The organism is Bradyrhizobium sp. Crot121 (assembly GCF_059512385.1).
In genome coordinates this window covers 69,878-87,434 of the sequence record NZ_JCAMOR010000025.1, presented here as the reverse complement: position 1 = coordinate 87,434, position 17,557 = coordinate 69,878, and the positions used below count along the sequence as shown (strand labels likewise).

General features: G+C 63.8%; 17 protein-coding genes. 11 read left to right on the top strand and 6 right to left on the bottom strand.

Going from position 1 to position 17,557, the window contains the following annotated elements; genetic code table 11:
* Positions 1–107: 107 nt before the first annotated feature.
* From pimA to glpK, 6 genes are all read left to right on the top strand, one after another.
* Positions 108–1,802 (top strand): dicarboxylate--CoA ligase PimA, encoded by a 1,695-nt coding sequence (gene pimA / locus AC5ZGW_RS22245; RefSeq protein ID WP_130226643.1) that lies wholly within the window; start codon positions 108–110, stop codon positions 1,800–1,802.
* The gene (locus tag AC5ZGW_RS22240; RefSeq protein ID WP_130226617.1) at positions 1,799–2,986 is read left to right on the top strand and encodes an acetyl-CoA C-acyltransferase; all 1,188 of its coding nucleotides are present in this window, start codon (positions 1,799–1,801) and stop codon (positions 2,984–2,986) included. Before pimA ends, AC5ZGW_RS22240 begins: the two co-directional genes overlap by 4 nt.
* Positions 2,987–3,161: 175 nt before the next feature.
* A complete protein-coding gene (gene pimC, locus AC5ZGW_RS22235) occupies positions 3,162–4,352 on the top strand; it encodes a pimeloyl-CoA dehydrogenase large subunit (RefSeq protein ID WP_130226618.1) in 1,191 nt (396 codons plus the stop codon).
* A gap of 149 nt (positions 4,353–4,501) precedes the next feature.
* Positions 4,502–5,644, top strand: coding sequence for a pimeloyl-CoA dehydrogenase small subunit (gene pimD, locus AC5ZGW_RS22230; RefSeq protein WP_130226619.1), 1,143 nt, complete (start codon positions 4,502–4,504; stop codon positions 5,642–5,644).
* 164 nt (positions 5,645–5,808) lie between these two features.
* Positions 5,809–6,582, top strand: a complete 774-nt coding sequence (locus tag AC5ZGW_RS22225) for an SDR family NAD(P)-dependent oxidoreductase (protein WP_130226620.1) — start codon at positions 5,809–5,811, stop codon at positions 6,580–6,582.
* 226 nt (positions 6,583–6,808) lie between these two features.
* Positions 6,809–8,311 (top strand): glycerol kinase GlpK, encoded by a 1,503-nt coding sequence (glpK, locus tag AC5ZGW_RS22220; protein ID WP_130226621.1) that lies wholly within the window; start codon positions 6,809–6,811, stop codon positions 8,309–8,311.
* 153 nt (positions 8,312–8,464) lie between these two features.
* Here glpK and AC5ZGW_RS22215 read toward each other — a convergent pair whose 3' ends face one another.
* The 3 genes from AC5ZGW_RS22215 to AC5ZGW_RS22205 all read right to left on the bottom strand — a co-directional run bounded on the left by AC5ZGW_RS22215 (position 8,465) and on the right by AC5ZGW_RS22205 (position 11,556).
* A complete protein-coding gene (locus AC5ZGW_RS22215) occupies positions 8,465–9,784 on the bottom strand; it encodes a TRAP transporter large permease (protein ID WP_130226623.1) in 1,320 nt (439 codons plus the stop codon).
* Positions 9,785–9,790: 6 nt separating this feature from the next.
* Positions 9,791–10,300 carry a TRAP transporter small permease gene (locus tag AC5ZGW_RS22210; protein WP_130226624.1) on the bottom strand — a complete coding sequence of 170 codons (510 nt, stop codon included), beginning with the start codon at positions 10,298–10,300 and terminating at the stop codon, positions 9,791–9,793.
* A 239-nt stretch (positions 10,301–10,539) separates the two neighbouring features.
* The gene (locus AC5ZGW_RS22205) at positions 10,540–11,556 is read right to left on the bottom strand and encodes a TRAP transporter substrate-binding protein (protein WP_130226625.1); all 1,017 of its coding nucleotides are present in this window, start codon (positions 11,554–11,556) and stop codon (positions 10,540–10,542) included.
* Between the two features lie 138 nt (positions 11,557–11,694).
* Here AC5ZGW_RS22205 and pobA point away from each other — a divergent pair, with 138 nt between their 5' ends.
* A complete protein-coding gene (pobA, locus tag AC5ZGW_RS22200; RefSeq protein ID WP_130226626.1) occupies positions 11,695–12,864 on the top strand; it encodes a 4-hydroxybenzoate 3-monooxygenase in 1,170 nt (389 codons plus the stop codon).
* Positions 12,865–13,152: 288 nt separating this feature from the next.
* Complete coding sequence (locus AC5ZGW_RS22195) at positions 13,153–13,605, top strand: PaaI family thioesterase (RefSeq protein ID WP_130226627.1); 453 nt, start codon at positions 13,153–13,155, stop codon at positions 13,603–13,605.
* Between the two features lie 65 nt (positions 13,606–13,670).
* Here the strand turns inward: AC5ZGW_RS22195 and AC5ZGW_RS22190 are convergent, their stop codons facing one another.
* Positions 13,671–14,564 (bottom strand): LysR family transcriptional regulator, encoded by an 894-nt coding sequence (locus AC5ZGW_RS22190; protein WP_130226628.1) that lies wholly within the window; start codon positions 14,562–14,564, stop codon positions 13,671–13,673.
* 118 nt (positions 14,565–14,682) lie between these two features.
* Here AC5ZGW_RS22190 and AC5ZGW_RS22185 point away from each other — a divergent pair, with 118 nt between their 5' ends.
* Complete coding sequence (locus AC5ZGW_RS22185) at positions 14,683–15,315, top strand: pyridoxamine 5'-phosphate oxidase family protein (protein ID WP_130226629.1); 633 nt, start codon at positions 14,683–14,685, stop codon at positions 15,313–15,315.
* A gap of 11 nt (positions 15,316–15,326) precedes the next feature.
* Here the strand turns inward: AC5ZGW_RS22185 and AC5ZGW_RS22180 are convergent, their stop codons facing one another.
* Both AC5ZGW_RS22180 and AC5ZGW_RS22175 read right to left on the bottom strand, forming a co-directional pair.
* Positions 15,327–16,055 (bottom strand): glutathione S-transferase family protein, encoded by a 729-nt coding sequence (locus AC5ZGW_RS22180; RefSeq protein ID WP_028166768.1) that lies wholly within the window; start codon positions 16,053–16,055, stop codon positions 15,327–15,329.
* Between the two features lie 36 nt (positions 16,056–16,091).
* Positions 16,092–16,364: a hypothetical protein gene (locus tag AC5ZGW_RS22175; RefSeq protein ID WP_035691433.1), complete on the bottom strand. Its 273-nt coding sequence runs from the start codon at positions 16,362–16,364 to the stop codon at positions 16,092–16,094.
* A gap of 130 nt (positions 16,365–16,494) precedes the next feature.
* Between AC5ZGW_RS22175 and AC5ZGW_RS22170 the strand changes: the two genes are divergently transcribed.
* Both AC5ZGW_RS22170 and AC5ZGW_RS22165 read left to right on the top strand, forming a co-directional pair.
* Complete coding sequence (locus tag AC5ZGW_RS22170; protein ID WP_130226630.1) at positions 16,495–17,193, top strand: helix-turn-helix transcriptional regulator; 699 nt, start codon at positions 16,495–16,497, stop codon at positions 17,191–17,193.
* Positions 17,193–17,513, top strand: coding sequence for a YkgJ family cysteine cluster protein (locus AC5ZGW_RS22165; RefSeq protein WP_130226631.1), 321 nt, complete (start codon positions 17,193–17,195; stop codon positions 17,511–17,513). The genes AC5ZGW_RS22170 and AC5ZGW_RS22165 overlap by 1 nt, the downstream gene beginning before the upstream one ends.
* Positions 17,514–17,557: the final 44 nt, after the last annotated feature.

Below are 17,557 nucleotides of genomic sequence, written 5' to 3'. Positions count from 1 at the left end.
GCGCCGCAAGGCGCAGGCCCGGAATCCATTTCTCCGCCCGAGTATGTGGCCCAATGGATTCCGGGTTCGCGCTTCGCGCGCCCCGGAATGACAGCCCAGTGAACATCATGACTCATCCCGGCGAACAGTTTTATCCGAAGGGCGTGCGTTGGGACGATCCGATCGCGCGCGGCACGTTGCCTGATTTGCTCTCCACGGCCGCGGCGGCCTACGGCCCGCGGACGGTGATCGAATTCCGCGACCGGCCGATCAGCTATGCGGAGCTGGAAGCGCTGGTCGAAACCGCGGCTTCCGCGTTCCTGCGGGCCGGCTACGGCAGGGACACCTCGGTGGCGTTGTTCCTCGGCAACACGCCCGACCATCCCATCAACTTCTTCGGCGCGCTGAAGGCGGGTGCCCGCGTCGTACATCTCTCGCCGCTCGACGGCGAGATCGCGCTCTCGCACAAGCTCTCGGATTCCGGTGCGCGCATCCTCATCACCAGCAATCTCTCGGCGCTGCTGCCGACCGCGCTGAAGTTCCTCGACAAGCGCCTGCTCGACCGGCTGATCGTCTGCGAGGACGATCATTGGGGCAAGGTCGGCACGCCCCAGACCGCGTTGCCCGGCCATCCCGCCATCATCACCTATCGCCAGTTCGTCGACGGCGCGACCAAACCCGCCAGATGGCCTGAGGTCAGCGCCGACGACGTCGCGCTGCTGCAATATACCGGCGGCACCACCGGCCTGCCGAAAGGCGCGATGCTGAGCCACGGCAATCTGACCGCCGCGGTGTCGATCTATGAGGTCTGGGGCAAGGCTGCCCGCGCGGAGCGCGATGCGATCGAGCGCGTGATCTGCGTGCTGCCGCTGTTCCACATCTACGCGCTGACGGTCGTGCTGCTGTCCTCGATCCGGCACGGCTATCTGATCTCGCTGCACCAACGCTTCGACGTCCAGGCCGTGATGCGCGACATCGAGGAGAAGCGCGCCACCGTGTTCCCGGGCGTGCCCACGATGTGGATTGCGATCGCCGCCCTGCCCGATCTCGACAAGCGCGACCTGTCCTCGCTGGTGAGCTGTGGTTCCGGCGGCGCGCCGCTGCCGGTGGAAGTCGCCAAGATCTTCGAGCGCCGGGTCGGCATGAAGCTGCGCAGCGGCTGGGGCATGACCGAGACCTGCTCGCCGGGCACCGGCCACGTCAAGGAAGGGCCGGACAAGCCGGGCTCGATCGGCCTGATGCTGCCGGGCATCGAGCTCGATGTGGTCTCGCTGGATGACCCCAAACAGGTCCTGCCCGTCGGCGAAGTCGGCGAAATCCGCATTCGCGGCCCGAATGTGACAAAGGGTTACTGGAACCGGCCCAAGGAAACCGCCGAAGCGTTTGTCGGCGACCGCTTCCTCACCGGCGACATCGGCTACATGGACGCGGACGGCTATTTCTATCTGGTCGACCGCAAGAAGGACATGATCATCTCCGGCGGCTTCAATGTCTATCCGCAGATGATCGAGCAGGCGATCTATACGCATCCGTCAGTGCACGAAGTGATCGTGATCGGCATCCCCGACGACTACCGGGGCGAGGCTGCGAAAGCCTTCATCAAGCTGCGCGATGGCGCCGCGCCATTCACGATCGACGATCTGCGCGTCTTTCTCACCGGCAAGCTCGGCAAGCATGAACTGCCGGCCGCACTCGAATTCGTCGAGGAATTGCCGCGAACGTCGGTCGGAAAACTTTCCCGCCACGAATTGCGCCAGCAGCGGGCCGCCCCGGCTGGCGCTGCGAAACAACAACCAGAAAACGCAACAGGAGGTCGTTCATGACCGACGCCGTTATCGTCTCTACCGCCCGCACGCCGATCGGCAAGGCCTATCGCGGTGCGCTCAACGTCACCGAAGGCGCGACCCTGCTCGGACACGCCATCGGCGAGGCGGTCGCCCGCGCCAAGGTCGATCCAAAGGAGATCGAGGACGTCGTGATGGGCGCCGCCCTGCAGCAGGGCTCAACCGGCGGCAACATCGCGCGCAAGGCGCTGCTCCGCGCCGGCCTTCCGGTGACTGTCGCCGGCACCACCATCGACCGGCAATGCGCCTCGGGCCTGCAGGCGATTGCGCTTGCCGCGCGCTCGGTGCTGTTCGACGGCGTCGAGATCGCGGTCGGCGGCGGCGGTGAATCGATCAGCCTGGTGCAGAACGACAAGATCAATACGTTTCACGCCCAGGACCCGGCGCTGTTGAAGATCAAGGGCGAGGTCTACATGCCCATGATCGACACCGCCGAAGTGGTCGCCAAGCGCTACAACATCTCGCGCGAAAAGCAGGACGAATATTCGCTCGAGAGCCAGCGCCGCACCGCGGCCGCCCAGCAGGGCGGCAAGTTCAAGGACGAGCTGGCACCGATCACCACCCAGATGGCGGTGACCGACAAGGCGACCGGCGCGGTCTCGTTCAAGGAGGTGACGCTGTCGCAGGATGAGGGCCCGCGGCCCGACACTACGGCCGAAGGCCTTGCCGGCCTGAAGCCGGTGCGCGGCGAAGGTTTCACCATCACCGCCGGTAATGCCAGCCAGCTTTCCGACGGCGCCAGCGCAACCGTGATCATGAGCGACAAGGAAGCGGCCAGGCGCGGCCTGAAGCCGCTCGGCATCTTCCGCGGTTTCGTTTCCGCCGGCTGCGAGCCCGACGAGATGGGAATCGGGCCGGTCTTCGCCGTGCCGCGCCTGCTCAAGCGCCATGGCCTGAAGGTCGAGGACATCGACCTCTGGGAGCTCAACGAAGCCTTCGCGGTGCAGGTGCTCTATTGCCGCGACAAGCTCGGCATCGATCCCGATAAGCTCAACGTCAATGGCGGCGCGATCGCGGTCGGCCATCCCTACGGCATGTCGGGCGCGCGGCTCACCGGCCACGCCCTGATCGAAGGCCGCCGCCGCAAGGCAAAATATGCGGTCGTCACCATGTGCGTCGGCGGCGGCATGGGCGCGGCCGGTTTGTTCGAGGTGGTGCACTAAGCCTGTCGTCCCGGCGAAGTCCGGGACCCATACCGCGTGATCTCGCTTTGGGGCCTCGCTGGTAGATAGCTTAAGTCCACTACGAAGGCCGCGGGTTATGGGTCCCCGCCTTCGCGGGGACGACGAACGAGAAACACAAAGCAGAAATAGTTCATTTGCTCACAAGGAGGATCCGATGGATCTCGCTTTCACCAAGGAAGAAGTGGCGTTTCGCGAGGAAGTGCGGGCGTTCTTCAGGGACAATGTGCCGCCGGACACGCGGAGGAAGATGCAGGAGGGCCGCCATCTCTCCAAGGATGAGATGGTGACCTGGTGGCGCATCCTGAACAAGAAGGGTTGGGGCGTATCGCACTGGCCGAAGGAATATGGCGGCACCGGCTGGACCTCCGTGCAGCACTACATCTTCAACGAGGAACTGCAGTCCTATCCGGCGCCGCAGCCGCTCGCCTTCGGCGTCAGCATGGTCGGCCCTGTCATCTACACGTTCGGCAACGAGGCGCAGAAGAAGCAGTATTTGCCGCGCATCGCCAATGTCGACGACTGGTGGTGCCAGGGCTTCTCGGAGCCGGGCTCGGGCTCGGACCTCGCCTCGCTCCGCACCAAGGCCGAGCGCAAAGGCGACAAGTGGATCATCAACGGCCAGAAGACCTGGACCACGCTGGCGCAGCATGCCGACATGATCTTCTGCCTGTGCCGCACCGATCCCAGTGCCAAGAAGCAGATGGGCATCTCCTTCATCGTGTTCAGCATGAAGTCGAAGGGGGTCACGGTTCGGCCGATCCAGACCATCGACGGCGGCCGTGAGGTCAACGAAGTGTTCTTCGACAATGTCGAGGTCCCGATCGAGAACCTGATCGGCGAGGAGAACAAGGGCTGGGACTACGCCAAGTTCCTGCTCGGCAACGAGCGCACCGGCATTGCGCGGGTCGGCGTCTCCAAGGAGCGGCTGCGCCGCATCAAGGAGCTCGCCTCCAAGGTCGAATCCGGCGGCCGGCCGGTGATCCAGGATCCCGCGTTCCGCGAGAGACTGTCAGCCTGCGAGATCGAGCTGAAGGCCCTGGAGCTGACACAGCTCCGCGTCGTCGCCGACGAAGGCAAGCATGGCAAGGGCAAGCCCAACCCGGCTTCGTCGGTGCTCAAGATCAAGGGCTCGGAGATCCAGCAGACCACGACGGAACTTCTGATGGAAGTGATCGGCCCGTTTGCCGCGCCCTATGATGTGCATGGCGACGACGGCTCGAACGAGGCCATGGATTGGACCGCCCAGATCGCGCCGAGCTACTTCAACAATCGCAAGGTCTCGATCTACGGCGGCTCCAACGAGATCCAGCGCAACATCATCGCCAAGGCGGTGCTGGGGCTTTGAGTTGACGGCTGCTGCGCCACGCACGCTGTCGTCATGGCCGGGTTCGACCCGGCCATCCACGCAGTGACGCAGGCACAGCAAGAGCGTGGATGCCCGGGACAAGCCCGAGCATGACGGAGAATTTCCGATAATCCTGAGAGAGCAAGAACATGGATTTTGATTTGTCCGAGGAGCAGCGGCTTCTCAAGGAAAGCATCGACGGCCTGCTGACGGATTCCTACGATTTCGAGCAGCGCAAGAAATACATGAAGGAGAAGGGCGGCTGGAGCAAAGCCGTCTGGAGCAAGCTCGCCGAGCAGGGCCTGCTCGGCCTGCCCTTCACTGAGGCCGACGGCGGGTTCGGCGCCGGCGGCGTCGAGACCATGATCGTGATGGAAGCGCTCGGCAAAGCGCTCGTGCTCGAGCCTTATCTGGCGACCGTGGTGATCGGCGGCGGCTTCCTGCGCCATGGCGGCTCGGCCGAGCAGAAGGCCGCGCACATTCCCGGCATCATCGACGGCAGCAAGACGCTCGCGTTCGCGCAGCTCGAGAAGAACTCGCGTTATGACCTGTTCGACGTCACCACGACGGCGAAGAAGAAGGGCGCCGGCTGGGTGATCGACGGCGAGAAGTTCGTCGTCCTCAATGGCGAGAACGCCGACACGCTGATCGTGACCGCGCGCACCAAGGGCGAGCGGCGCGACAGAAGCGGCATCGGCGTGTTCCTGGTGCCCGCCGATGCCAAGGGCATCAGCAAGAAGGGCTATCCGACCCAGGACGGCCTGCACGCCGCCGACATCAGCTTCACCGGCGTCGAAGTCGGCAGCGATGCCGCGATCGGCAATCCCGAGGATGCGCTTGATCTGATCGAGCGCGTGGTCGACGAAGCCCGCGTCGCGCTGTGCGCAGAGGCGGTCGGCGCGATGGATGAATCGCTCAAGGAGACCGTCGAGTACATCAAGACGCGCAAGCAGTTCGGCGTCGCGATCGGTTCGTTCCAGAGCCTGCAGCACCGCGCCTCCGACATGTTCGTCGCGGCCGAGCAGGCCCGCTCGATGTCGATGTTCGCGACCATGGCTGGCGACTTCGAGGATGCCAAGGAGCGCGCGAGCGCAATCGCGGCGGCCAAGGTGCAGATCGGCAAGTCGCTGAAGTTCGTCGGCCAGCAGTCGATCCAGCTCCATGGCGGCATCGGCATGACGATGGAGGCCAAGATCGGCCACTACTTCAAGCGCCTGACCATGATCGAGAACACCTTTGGCGACACCGAGTATCACCTGCGCCGCGTCGCAGACGCGGGCGGGTTGATTTAGCTGCTCGCCATTGCGAGCCCGTAAGCCGCATAATGGTCGTCATGCCCGGGCTTGTCCCGGGCACGACGTCTTGGCGGCGAAGGAACAGCGTGGATGGCCGGGTCAAGCCCGGCCATGACGGTGTGGGAAAATGCGAACAAAACAGAAGAGGGAATAACATAACAATGAAGAACACCCCATTCGATCTCACCGGAAAAGTCGCCGTCATCACCGGGTCGAGCCGCGGCATCGGCCGTTCTTCCGCCGAACTGCTGGCAAAGCTCGGCGCCAAGGTGGTGATCTCCTCGCGCAAGGCGGACGCCTGCCAGGAAGTGGCTGACGGCATCAATGCGGCCGGCGGCGATGCGCATGTGATCCCCTGCAACATCTCGCGCCGCGAGGAGGTGGAGGCGCTGATCTCCGGCGCAACCAAACATTACGGCAAGATCGACATCCTGGTCTGCAACGCCGCGGTGAACCCGTATTACGGCCCGCTGCTCGACATCAAAGACGAGGCGTTCGACAAGATCATGGGCTCCAACGTCAAGAGCAACATCTGGCTCTGCGCGCTGGCAATCCCGCAGATGGCCGAACGCGGCACTGGCTCGGTCGTAATCATCTCGTCCATCGGCGGATTGCGCGGCTCGACCGTGATCGGCGCCTACGGCATCTCGAAGGCGGCCGACTTCGCGCTCTGCCGCAGCCTGGCCGGCGAATGGGGACCGAAAGGCGTGCGCGTCAATTGCGTCGCGCCGGGGCTGGTCAAGACCGATTTCGCCCGCGCGCTCTGGGAAGACGCGGAGCTTTTGAAACGGCGCACCGCCACCACCCCGCTCCGTCGCATCGGCGAACCCGACGAGATCGCCGGCGCGGTCGCCTACCTCGCCTCCGACGCCTCCACCTTCATGACCGGCCAGACCATTGTCATCGACGGCGGCGTCACCACGGCAGCGGTGTAGTCAATCTCCCTCGCCCCGCTCTTGCGGGGAGAGGGCTGGGGTGAGGGGCTGCCTCCACGCACTCCGAACACCGTGAATGCGGCGCGTCCCCTCACCCGGCGCTGGCGCGCCGACCTCTCCCCGCAAGAGCGGGGCGAGGTTAAGCAGCCGGCCCGAGCTGAGATATTGACCTTCCCGCGCCAATCCGCTCCCTTGGCGCAAACCATCACCTCCGGGAAGGAGCGCCATGTCCTTTGTGCTGGCCATCGATCAGGGCACCACGTCCTCGCGCGCCATTGTGTTCCGCAGCGATATTTCCATCGCGGCAGTGGCGCAGCAGGAGTTCCCGCAGCATTTCCCGGCCTCCGGCTGGGTCGAGCATGAGCCGGAGGACATCTGGACCTCGACCATCGCCACCTGCCGCAATGCGCTGGAGAAGGCCGGTCTAACAGCGAAGGACATCGCCGCGATCGGCATCACCAACCAGCGCGAGACCACTGTCGTGTGGGACCGCGCGACAGGCCAGGCCGTGCACCGCGCCATCGTCTGGCAGGACCGTCGCACCGCGGATTTCTGCGCCCGATTGAAAGCAGATGGCCATGAGCCCGTGATCTCGGCCAAGACCGGATTGATCATCGACCCTTATTTCTCGGGGACAAAAGTCGCCTGGATCCTCGACGGCGTGCCCGGCGCGCGAGAGCGCGCCGAGCGCGGCGAACTGCTGTTCGGCACCGTCGATTGCTATCTGCTCTGGCGGCTCACCGGCGGCAAGGTGCACGCGACCGACGCCACCAACGCCTCGCGCACCCTGCTGTTCAACATCCACACCGGCGAATGGGACGACGAGCTCTTGAAAATCCTCGGCGTGCCCCGCTCGATGCTGCCAGAGGTGAAGGACTCGTCGGCGAAATTCGGCGACAGCGTGCCCGACCTGTTCGGCGGCAGCATCGCCATCGCAGGCATCGCCGGCGACCAGCAAGCTGCGACCATCGGGCAGGCCTGTTTCGAGCCCGGCATGATCAAGTCGACCTATGGCACCGGCTGCTTTGCACTGCTCAACACCGGCACCACGCCGGTGAAGTCGAAGAACAAGCTGCTGACCACGATCGCCTACCAGCTCGGCGGCAAACGCACCTACGCGCTGGAAGGCTCGATCTTCGTCGCCGGAAGCGCAGTGCAATGGCTGCGCGACGGGCTCGGTATCATCAAGCAGGCCGCCGAGACCGGGCCGCTCGCCGACAAATCCGACTCGATGCAGAGCGTCTATCTGGTGCCGGCCTTTGTCGGCATGGGCGCGCCCTACTGGAATCCACGCGTGCGCGGCGCGCTGTTCGGCCTCACCCGCAACACCGGGCCAGCCGAGCTCGCGCATGCCGCGCTGGAAAGCGTCTGCTACCAGACCTACGACCTCTGGGCCGCGATGCGCGCCGACTGGCCTGACGCAACCGCGGCCAACATCGTGCTCCGCGTCGACGGCGGCATGACCGCTTCCGACTGGACCATGCAGCGATTGGCCGATCTGCTCGACGCCCCGGTCGATCGGCCGATGATCCAGGAGACCACGGCGCTGGGCGCCGCCTATCTCGCCGGCCTGCAGGCGGGCGTCTATCCCGAGCCGACCAAATTCGCCGACAATTGGCGGCTCGAACACCGCTTCAAGCCGGCGATGAGCCAGGCGACGCGGGAGCGGAAGCTGGCGGGTTGGGCGAGGGCGGTGAAGGGTGTGCTCGCGAGCGACGAGGGAGAGTGATGCGCTGTTGATCGCCAGCGCCACATTCTCCGTCATGCCCGGGCAAAAGCGCGAAGCGCGTCTTCGCGCAGATGTCCCGGGCATCCACGTCTTGGCGGCAACGAAGAACGTGGATGGCCGGGACAAGCCCGGCCATGACGAATGGAGAGATCGCTAATTCGCCATCATCCGCTGCGGCAACCACGTCGCGAGCAGCGGGAAGGCGATCAGGATCACGAGGCGGATCAGGTCGGTGACGACGAAGGGGATCACGCCCTTGAAGATCGTGGAAAAAGACACGTCCTTCACCACGCTCTTGATCACGAACACGTTCATGCCGACAGGCGGGTGGATCAGGCCGAGCTCGACCGTCATCACGATGATGACGCCGAACCAGATCGGATCGAAGCCGAGATGCATGATGACCGGGAAGATGATCGGCACGGTCAGGATGATCATCGCCATGGCGTCCATCAGGCAGCCGAGCACGAGATACATCACCATGATGACGGCGAGGATGCCGTAGCTGCCGAGCCCGAGGCCGGTGAGGAATTCGGTGACCTTTTGCGGGGTCTGCGTCACCGTCAGGAAATAGCCGAAGATCAGCGCGCCGATCAGCACGGTGAACACCGCGGCCGCCGTGCGCGTCGCCTGCAGCAACGAATTAAGGATCTTCTCCTTGTCCAACCGTCCGGTGAGAATGCCGATCAGGAATGCGCCGGTGGCGCCGACGCCGCCGGCCTCCGTCGGCGTGAAGCGCGGCAGGAATGGCAGGCCGTAGAGGCCGCCGATGACAAAGATGAAGAGCAGCACCGGCGCCCAGATGTCGCGCAGGCCGGCAAAGCGCTCGCGCCAGGAAATCCGCTTCCCCGTCGGCAGGAAGCCGGGCCTGACATGGCCGATCAGCGCGATGGTGATCATATACATGGTCATCGCGAGCAGGCCCGGGATAATGCCGGCGATGAAGAGTTTCCCGATGTCCTGCTCGGTGATGATGCCGTAGACCGCGAGCACGGTCGACGGCGGCAGCATCGCGCCCAGCGTGCCGCCCGCCGCGATCACGCCGGTGGCAAAGGATTGCGGATAGCCGAAGCGGCGCATCTCCGGATAGGCCACGGCCGAGAACGTCGCGGCGGTCGCGACCGAGGAGCCGCAGATCGCGGCGAAGCCGCCGCAAGCGGCGACGGTGGCGATGCCGAGCCCGCCGCGAAGATGGCCGACAAAGCCATTGGCGGCTCGGAACAATTCGCGGCTCATGCCGGAATTGCTGACGAAGGTCCCCATCAGGAGGAACATCGGGATCACGCCGAAAGTGTAGTCGGTCACCGTGCGCATCGAGGTCTGGCCGACCAGTTTCAGCGCCGGCGTGGCGCCGACCAGATAGCTGAAACCGCAGACACCGACGAGGCCCATCGCCATGCCCACGGGCACGCGGAGCAACATCAGCGCGAACAGCGCGACAAAGCCGATGATGGCGACGGCGTCGGTACTCATCGGCGCTTACTCCGTCGCCTTGATCTTGGGATCGTGCATCTCCTCGGGGTGGAAGATCAGCCGATAAGTGCGGATCGCGATCAAAAGCACGGCGGAGACGTCGCCGATCCAGGCGAGCGCAAAGAACGGCCAAGTCGGCATGTGCAGGTCGAAGGTCAGGACATTGTCGTTGTAGGTGCCGCGCACCTTGTCGAACAACGTCCAGGTCTGCACGGAGACCACGAACAGCAGCACCAGCGTCGCGAACACGTCGATGACACGTTGGTATCTCGGCCCGACATTGGCCCAGACCAGGTCGACGGTGATGTGGGTGCCGCGATAGGACGTCGCGGCGATGCCCCAGAAAATGAGGATGCCGAGCAGCATCCGCCCGATGTCGAAGGAATCGGGAATCGCGTAGTTCAGCGTGTTTCGCAGGAGCACCGCAAGGAAGATATTGGCGGCGACGATGCCGACAAATCCGGCCGCGATCCATTCGATCGTGTCGATGAAACGGTCCATGTAAGCGCGTTTCATGTGCTCGGTGTCCTATTGCGTACGATCACTTGATCGAGGCCGTCTCGCAGCATGGTTCACCTCTCCCCATCGGGGAGAGGTCGGCGCGAAGCGCCGGGTGAGGGGGATCAGGTCCCACGAGGGAGCGGAACCCCTCACCCGGATCGCATCTGCGATGCAATCCGACCTCTCCCAGGGGAGAGGTGGGGCACCGCCGATGCAGCACCAGCACAATCCGATCTCATCGGATTCATGAGGCACTACTGCGCGAGCGCATTGTACTTCGCGAGTGACGCCTTCAGGTCGGCCATCGCAGCGTCCGCATCGACGCCGGCCTTCTTGACGCCGTCGGCCCAGGTCTTGACCAGTGGCTCGGCCGCCTTCTTCCACAGCGCGGTCTGTTCCGGCGTCAGCTTGTAGACCTCGTGGCCGGACTCGGCCTTCACCTTGTCGATGCCGGCGTCCTCGAACTTACCCCAGTGCTCGCCGACGATGCCCGCCATCTCGGTCGAGCAATTCTTGTCGATGGCGGCCTTCTGGCGGTCGGACATCGCGTTGTACTTGTCCTTGTTGATGACGAACACGAAGGTCGTGACATAGAGCGGCGCCTCCATGTCGTACTTCGTCACCTTGTCGATGCCGAACAGCACCAGCGAGCCCCAGGGAAAGGTGACGCCGTCGGCAACGCCGCGCTCGATGATGTCGCGCACTTCAGGCGCTGAGGACTGCACATTGGTGCCACCGAGCGAGGTGACGAAATTGGCCATGGTGGCATGGGCTGGGCGGATCTTCAGGCCTTTGACATCCTCGGGCACGACGATCTTCTTGGTGCGCGAATGGAACGAAGACGGCGAATGGACGAAGGCCAGACAATATTTGACGTCCTTCATCTCCTTCTCGGCATATTTGCGGTACCAGGCATCCAGTCCCATCGAGCCGCCCTTGGCGTCCGAGATCAGGAACGGCAATTCGCCGGCGCCGACGATCGGGAAGCGGCCGGGCTGGTAGCCCGGATTGACATAGGTGACATCGGCGATGCCGTCGCGCGCCATGTCGTAATGGTCGAAAGCCTTGCCGAGCTGCTGAGCCGGGAACACCTTGCCCTTGATGGTGCCGCCGGAATCCTTTTCCACCGCCGCGGCCCAGTCCTCCAGCGACTTTTGCAGCGGATGGGAGGCCGGCACCCAATGCGAGATCTTCAGGTCGAACGTCTTCTCCTGCCCGAACGCAGGCGTCACGCTGGCGGCCAGCAGCAACGCCAGAACCGTCTTCCTCATCGGCATCCTCTCCCTCTTTGCGGGCCTTTGGTGGCCCTTTGCGATTATTGTTATATGATATAATCACCATTGCAAGCTGACGACAGCGGCCGGCCAGCGGGTATAAGCTGTGGCCTACGGTATCGGGAGGAGCAAAAATTGCGGTCAAAGGTAGCAATTATAGGCGCAGGTCCGGCAGGATTGTTGCTTGGGCAACTACTTCACGCCCATGGCATCGACAATGTGATCCTGGAACGGCAGACGCCGGACTATGTGCTGGGACGGATCCGCGCCGGCTTGCTGGAAGAGGGCACGGTCGGCCTGCTCGACCAAGTCGGCGCAGGCGAGCGCGCCCATCGCGAGGGGCTGATTCATCACGGATTGGAACTCGCCTTCGGCGGCGACCGGCATCGCATCGACATGCACGCGGCGACGGGCAAGACGGTCATGATCTACGGACAGACCGAGGTGACGCTCGACCTCATGAACGCGCGGCAGAAGGCCGGGCTCACCACCATCTATCAGGCCGCCGATGTCCAGCCGCATGATTTCGACACCGACCATCCGCGCGTCTCTTACGTGAAGAATGGCAAAGCAGGCGAGATCATCTGCGACTTCATCGCAGGCTGCGACGGTTTCCACGGCGTCAGCCGCGCCAGCGTGCCGGCTTCCGCCATCAAGACGTATGAGCGGGTGTATCCGTTCGGCTGGCTCGGCATCCTCTCGGAGACCCCTCCGGTTTCGCATGAGCTGATCTACAACAACCATGACCGCGGCTTTGCGCTGTGCACGATGCGCTCGATGCACCGCAGCCGCTATTACGTGCAGTGTCCGCTCGACGACCGTATCGACCAATGGTCCGACGAGCGGTTCTGGGACGAGCTGAAGCGGCGGCTCGACCAGAAGGCGGCGGACGAACTCGTCACCGGCCCCTCGATCGAAAAGAGCATCGCGCCGCTGCGCAGCTTCGTCGCCGAGCCGATGCGCTTCGGCCGGATGTTCCTGGCCGGCGACGCCTCGCATATCGTGCCGCCGACCGGCGCCAAGGGACTGAACCTCGCCGCCAGCGACGTGCACTACCTGTCGCAAGGCTTACGTGAATATTACGACGAGAGATCTTCCGCTGGCATCGATGGCTATTCCGCCAGAGCGCTGGCGCGGGTCTGGAAAGCGGTGCGCTTCTCCTGGTGGATGACCTCGATGCTGCACAAATTCCCCGATCAGGGCGAATTCGGTGCACGTATCCAGCTCGCCGAGCTGGACTATCTCGTCAGCTCCAAGGCGGCATCGACGTCGCTGTCGGAGAATTACGTCGGCCTGCCGTTGTAGAATCGTAGGGTGGGCAAAGCGTAGCGTGCGCACCATCAGCACTCCGCTCGCGATGGTGGGCATGCTTCGCTTTGCCCACCCGACAGGCTACGCCGTCATTGCGAGGAGCGTAGCGACGAAGCAATCCATGCGCCCACGCGGGGAGAAATGGATTGCTTCGCTTCGCTCGCAATGACGACGGAGCATTTCAAACATCCGCGCAGATGCCGTTTAAAACTTTGTATGCGGTGAAACTGTCATCGACATCGCGTTCAATGGCGCCGAGATCATCAGACATACGGGCCGACCATGAGCACCGATACTTCCGTCATTGCCGACATTCCGGAAGGCTTTGAGCCTCACTTCCGCAAGAGCCCGCTCACCGATCCCTGGGAGCCGCTTTATTCGAAGCGCACCGACAGGGCAGTGATCATGGGGCTCAGGCTCGCAAGGGCGCACACCAACTCGCGCGGTCTGATCCATGGTGGATTGATCGCTGCACTCGCCGACAACGCGATGGGCTATAGCTGCGCCCAAGTGATGGGCTGGACATCTTCGCTGGTGACGGTCTCGCTTGCGGTCGATTTCATTGGCACCGCGGGGATCGGGCAGTGGCTCGCGGTCGAGACCGACGTGATCAAGACCGGGAGCACGATCTGCTTCACGCAGAGCCTGGTGAAGGCGGACGACGTCATCATCGCGCGGGCGAGTGGGACGTTCCGGGTGATGCCGAAACGCGATGGCGCTCCGGTGAGTGGGTGATGCTGCGCCTTGCACCGTCATGGCCGGGCTTGTCCCGGGCATGACGGCGGGGTGCGCACGAGCCGTTACCCAAACCGCCAGTCGGCTGTCTCAGTCACCAGATCGACGAAGGTGCGCACCTTGGCCGAGAGCAGGCGCGAGGTCGGATAGACGATGTGGATCGGCAGCGGCGGCTGCTCGAATTTCGCCAGCACGATCCTGAGCCGCCCTGCCTTCAGCGAGGCAGCCGCCTGATAGGCGAGCACCCGCGTCAGCCCGCCGCCGGCTTCGGCGTATTGAATCGCGGCATCGGCGTTGTTCGATGAGAAGCGCGGACTCGGCGAGACGCGGACCTCCTGCCCTTCCTCGACGAAGCGCCAATCCGGCGCCGCCGACATGGCGCCGAACTGAATGGTGTCATGCGCTGATATCTCCGAGGGCCGCATCGGTTCGCCGCGGGCGCTCAGATATGCCTTCGACGCCACCACGATGCGCCGCATCTCGCCGACATGGCGGGCGACAAGCGTCGAATCCGGCAGATGCCCGATCCTGACGGCGAGATCGACGCCCTCCTCCACCAGATTGATCATGCGGTCGGACAGCCTGAGGTCGACGCCGACGTCGGGATAGCGCTTCAGATAGGCCGTCACCATGGGACTGACATGCAGGCGGCCGAAACCGGCCGGCGCCGAGATCACCAATCGCCCGGCCGGGCGTGTGCGCTCGCCCTCGACGGCCTCCTCGGCCTCTTCGAGATCGGCAAGGATGCGGCGGGCGCGCTCCAGATAGCGCGAGCCCGCATCGGTCAGGGTCACGGACCGCGTGGTCCGCTGCAACAGCCGCGCACCAAGCCGCTCCTCCAGCGCGGCGATCAGCCGGGTCACGGCCGACGGCGACAGCCCGAGCTTTCGAGCCGCAGGCGCAAACCCCTGCAGATCGGCCACGGCGACGAAGGCCTGCATAGCATCAATGCGGTCCATCGCATTATTGCATAAACCGCAACAGTGAAGTGTCAATCGCCTTGATTGTTCAACTGAGGGAACCATCCCATTTTGTCCGGTGAAACGACGCTTTGGCGCTCCACGCCGGGAGGTTCAAATGTCAGACACTCAGATCTATCCGAGCGACGTCGCCTTCACGCCGGCGGTGAAGGCGATCCAGGCGCGCAAAGGTTCGCGCGAGGCCTATGCCCAGGTCGAACGGCGCGGTTGGCGCACCGAGATCGACGAGAATCTGGCAGCCTTCCTGGCCAACACCAACAGCTTCTATCTCGCGACCGCGTCTGCCGACGGCCAGCCCTATATCCAGCACCGCGGCGGACCGAAGGGATTCATCAAGGTCCTGGACGCCAGCACCATCGCGTTCGCCGACTTCAGCGGCAACCGGCAGTACATCACCCAAGGCAATTTGTCGGAAAATCCGAAGGCGTATATTTTCCTGATGGATTACGCGCATCGCAGACGCGTCAAGCTCTGGGGAGAAGCGCGCGTGGTCGACGACGACCCGGCGCTGACACAATCACTGACGCCCAAGGATTACAGGGCGCGTCCCGAGCAGGTGATCCTGTTCAAGATATCGGCTTGGGACACCAACTGTCCGCAGCACATCCCGCAGAAATTCGATGCCGCCGATGTCGCTGCGGCACTCGCCGCACGCGACGCACGGATCGCGGAGCTCGAAGCGGAGCTGGCTGCATTGAAGCGCCAGCCGCAGCCTGCGACATCATCTTAGGCGAACTGATCTCAGGCCGCTTCGCGCACGGGCGACCAGGCGAATTCTGGATAATATTGCCCCATCATCCGGTCGACATAGTCGGTGAGATTGCTGAATTTCTCGGTCCGCGCGCGTAGCGGCGAATCGAAAAACGGGGTCAGGATTCCCGCAAGCGCCCCGAACGCGGTGGCATCCGTGCCGCACGGCGTATCGCCCATCAAATACGGCTTGTCGCCGAGCTGCACGGAAAGTGCGAACAGCGATCGGATGGCGAGGTCGATGTCGTCGTCGGGCGCATGGCGGCCAAGGCCAGACAGGAGATAATTCTCGGCGACCCGGAATTGAGCATCCTCACGTAGTTTCTCGCGCATGTGTTCCGGCGCGCCGTCGAAGAAATGTGCCGGCCCCTTGGCAAAATTGGTTTCATCGACCCAGCGTGCGCCGACCAAAGCCCAATAGACATGGTGCTCGATCATCCGTTCGAAGGCCCAGGCCTGCGCGCGCGCCTGCAAGCTCAAGGGCGCATCGAAGTCGAAGCCGTATTTGCCTTCGATATGCGCGCGGATGAAAGTGGAATCGGCGATGGTCTCCGCTTCGTCACGGATATAGGGCAACTGCCCCTTGGGCGAACTCGGCGGCATCGCCTTCTCCTTGCAATAGGCAAGCCCGGCCATTTTCAATTGGACCTCGGTCTTGGTCACGAACGGGCTGATTTCCGGCAAGCCGAACCCCGGACCGAAGCCATGGAGAATGATCATATGAAGCCTCCCAATTTCCAAAAAACGATGCCGAGCCTAGCGGCCCCCTGCTGCCACCATGGTGTCAGCAGGGGTAAAATGGGTCGCCAAACGAACCCGTTTCACGAGGCGGCGGCCCCGGAAAACCAGATGCTTTCCGATGGCCGTGAACAGGGCCGCGATCGAACGCAGGGCCAGTTCGATCAGCGCCCAACGGAGATCGGAGGAGACGGTGTGGATCGTGACGAGCTGTTCCAACGCAAAGGTTTGGGCTCGCCTGAACCTTTCAAGACGGCTATCGAAGCCGCCCGTATCAAGACGATTCAGCATGGACAAATTCCCTTCAGTTGAGATGTTGTCCCGTTATAACCACCCCCTGCTGCCAACATCCTGTCAGCAGCGGCGAGGCGGACCTTGAGAAAATCGACGGCCCGGAACTAGCCAGCCAAAGAGACCGACTATGAGACGCGCCGACCGGCTGTTTCAGATCATCCAGGTGCTTCGGCGCACCCGCAAACCGCTGACCGCGGACGCGATCGCCGCCGAGCTCGAGACATCCAAGCGCACGATCTATCGCGACATCGCGACCCTGATCGAGCAGCGCGTGCCGATTCGCGGCGAAGCCGGCATGGGCTATATCCTGGAGAAGGGATTCGACCTGCCGCCCTTGATGCTGACACCCGACGAGATCGAGGCCTGCGTGCTCGGCGCGAGCTGGGTCACGGGCCACGCCGATCCGGCGCTGGCGCGCGCCGCACAGGATCTGATGGCCAAGATCGCCGATACCGTGCCGGAGCGGTTGCGGCCGTTCGTGCTCGAACCCGCAAGCCGCGCGCGTTCGGCGTGGAACCGAGAACCCGACCGCATCGACATGGTGCGGACACGCGCGCAGATCCACGACGGCAAGAAGATCACGCTCAACTATCGCGATGAACGTGGCCGCGACACCGAACGCACGATCTGGCCGATCGCGGTCGGCTATCACGAGGCGGTGCGCATCCTGGCGGCGTGGTGCGAGCTGCGGAAGGATTTCCGCAGTTTCCGCACCGACCGCGTGCTCGACGCGGTCTATCATGACGAGAAATATCCCGAGAGGCGCGACCTGTTGCGGGCGCGCTGGCGCCGCAGCCTGGTCTGGGAAGCGCCGAAGGACATCTGATGGCGATCGAAAATGCGACCGAGAATCCCTGCCAGGGTTGCGGCGCGTGCTGCTTCTACTCGGAGAACTGGCCCCGCTTCACCACCGAGGACGACGCGGAGCTCGACCTGATCCCGCTGGAATACGTCAATGCAAGGCAATCCGGCATGCGCTGCGACGGCGACCGCTGCTCGGCGCTGTCGGGCAAGATCGGCGTGGCCACGAGCTGCGCGATCTATGCGATACGGCCCGAGGTCTGCCGCACCTGCATGCCCGGCGATGCCGAATGCGCGATGGCGCGACGCCGGCACGGACTTCCGGTGTTGGCAGTTGAATCGTAGCCCGGATGGGGCAGGAGTCCCTCATGGTGAGGAGCGCGTCTTCG

Bases quoted from the DNA above. Each gene is read 5' to 3' on its own strand.
- pimA (WP_130226643.1), top strand. From the start codon at position 108: ATGACTCATCCCGGCGAACAGTTTTATCCGAAGGGCGTGCGTTGGGAC.
- AC5ZGW_RS22240 (WP_130226617.1), top strand. From the start codon at position 1,799: ATGACCGACGCCGTTATCGTCTCTACCGCCCGCACGCCGATCGGCAAG.
- pimC (WP_130226618.1), top strand. From the start codon at position 3,162: ATGGATCTCGCTTTCACCAAGGAAGAAGTGGCGTTTCGCGAGGAAGTG.
- pimD (WP_130226619.1), top strand. From the start codon at position 4,502: ATGGATTTTGATTTGTCCGAGGAGCAGCGGCTTCTCAAGGAAAGCATC.
- AC5ZGW_RS22225 (WP_130226620.1), top strand. From the start codon at position 5,809: ATGAAGAACACCCCATTCGATCTCACCGGAAAAGTCGCCGTCATCACC.
- glpK (WP_130226621.1), top strand. From the start codon at position 6,809: ATGTCCTTTGTGCTGGCCATCGATCAGGGCACCACGTCCTCGCGCGCC.
- AC5ZGW_RS22215 (WP_130226623.1), bottom strand. From the start codon at position 9,784: ATGAGTACCGACGCCGTCGCCATCATCGGCTTTGTCGCGCTGTTCGCG.
- AC5ZGW_RS22210 (WP_130226624.1), bottom strand. From the start codon at position 10,300: ATGAAACGCGCTTACATGGACCGTTTCATCGACACGATCGAATGGATC.
- AC5ZGW_RS22205 (WP_130226625.1), bottom strand. From the start codon at position 11,556: ATGAGGAAGACGGTTCTGGCGTTGCTGCTGGCCGCCAGCGTGACGCCT.
- AC5ZGW_RS22195 (WP_130226627.1), top strand. From the start codon at position 13,153: ATGAGCACCGATACTTCCGTCATTGCCGACATTCCGGAAGGCTTTGAG.
- AC5ZGW_RS22190 (WP_130226628.1), bottom strand. From the start codon at position 14,564: ATGGACCGCATTGATGCTATGCAGGCCTTCGTCGCCGTGGCCGATCTG.
- AC5ZGW_RS22185 (WP_130226629.1), top strand. From the start codon at position 14,683: ATGTCAGACACTCAGATCTATCCGAGCGACGTCGCCTTCACGCCGGCG.
- AC5ZGW_RS22180 (WP_028166768.1), bottom strand. From the start codon at position 16,055: ATGATCATTCTCCATGGCTTCGGTCCGGGGTTCGGCTTGCCGGAAATC.
- AC5ZGW_RS22175 (WP_035691433.1), bottom strand. From the start codon at position 16,364: ATGCTGAATCGTCTTGATACGGGCGGCTTCGATAGCCGTCTTGAAAGG.
- AC5ZGW_RS22170 (WP_130226630.1), top strand. From the start codon at position 16,495: ATGAGACGCGCCGACCGGCTGTTTCAGATCATCCAGGTGCTTCGGCGC.
- AC5ZGW_RS22165 (WP_130226631.1), top strand. From the start codon at position 17,193: ATGGCGATCGAAAATGCGACCGAGAATCCCTGCCAGGGTTGCGGCGCG.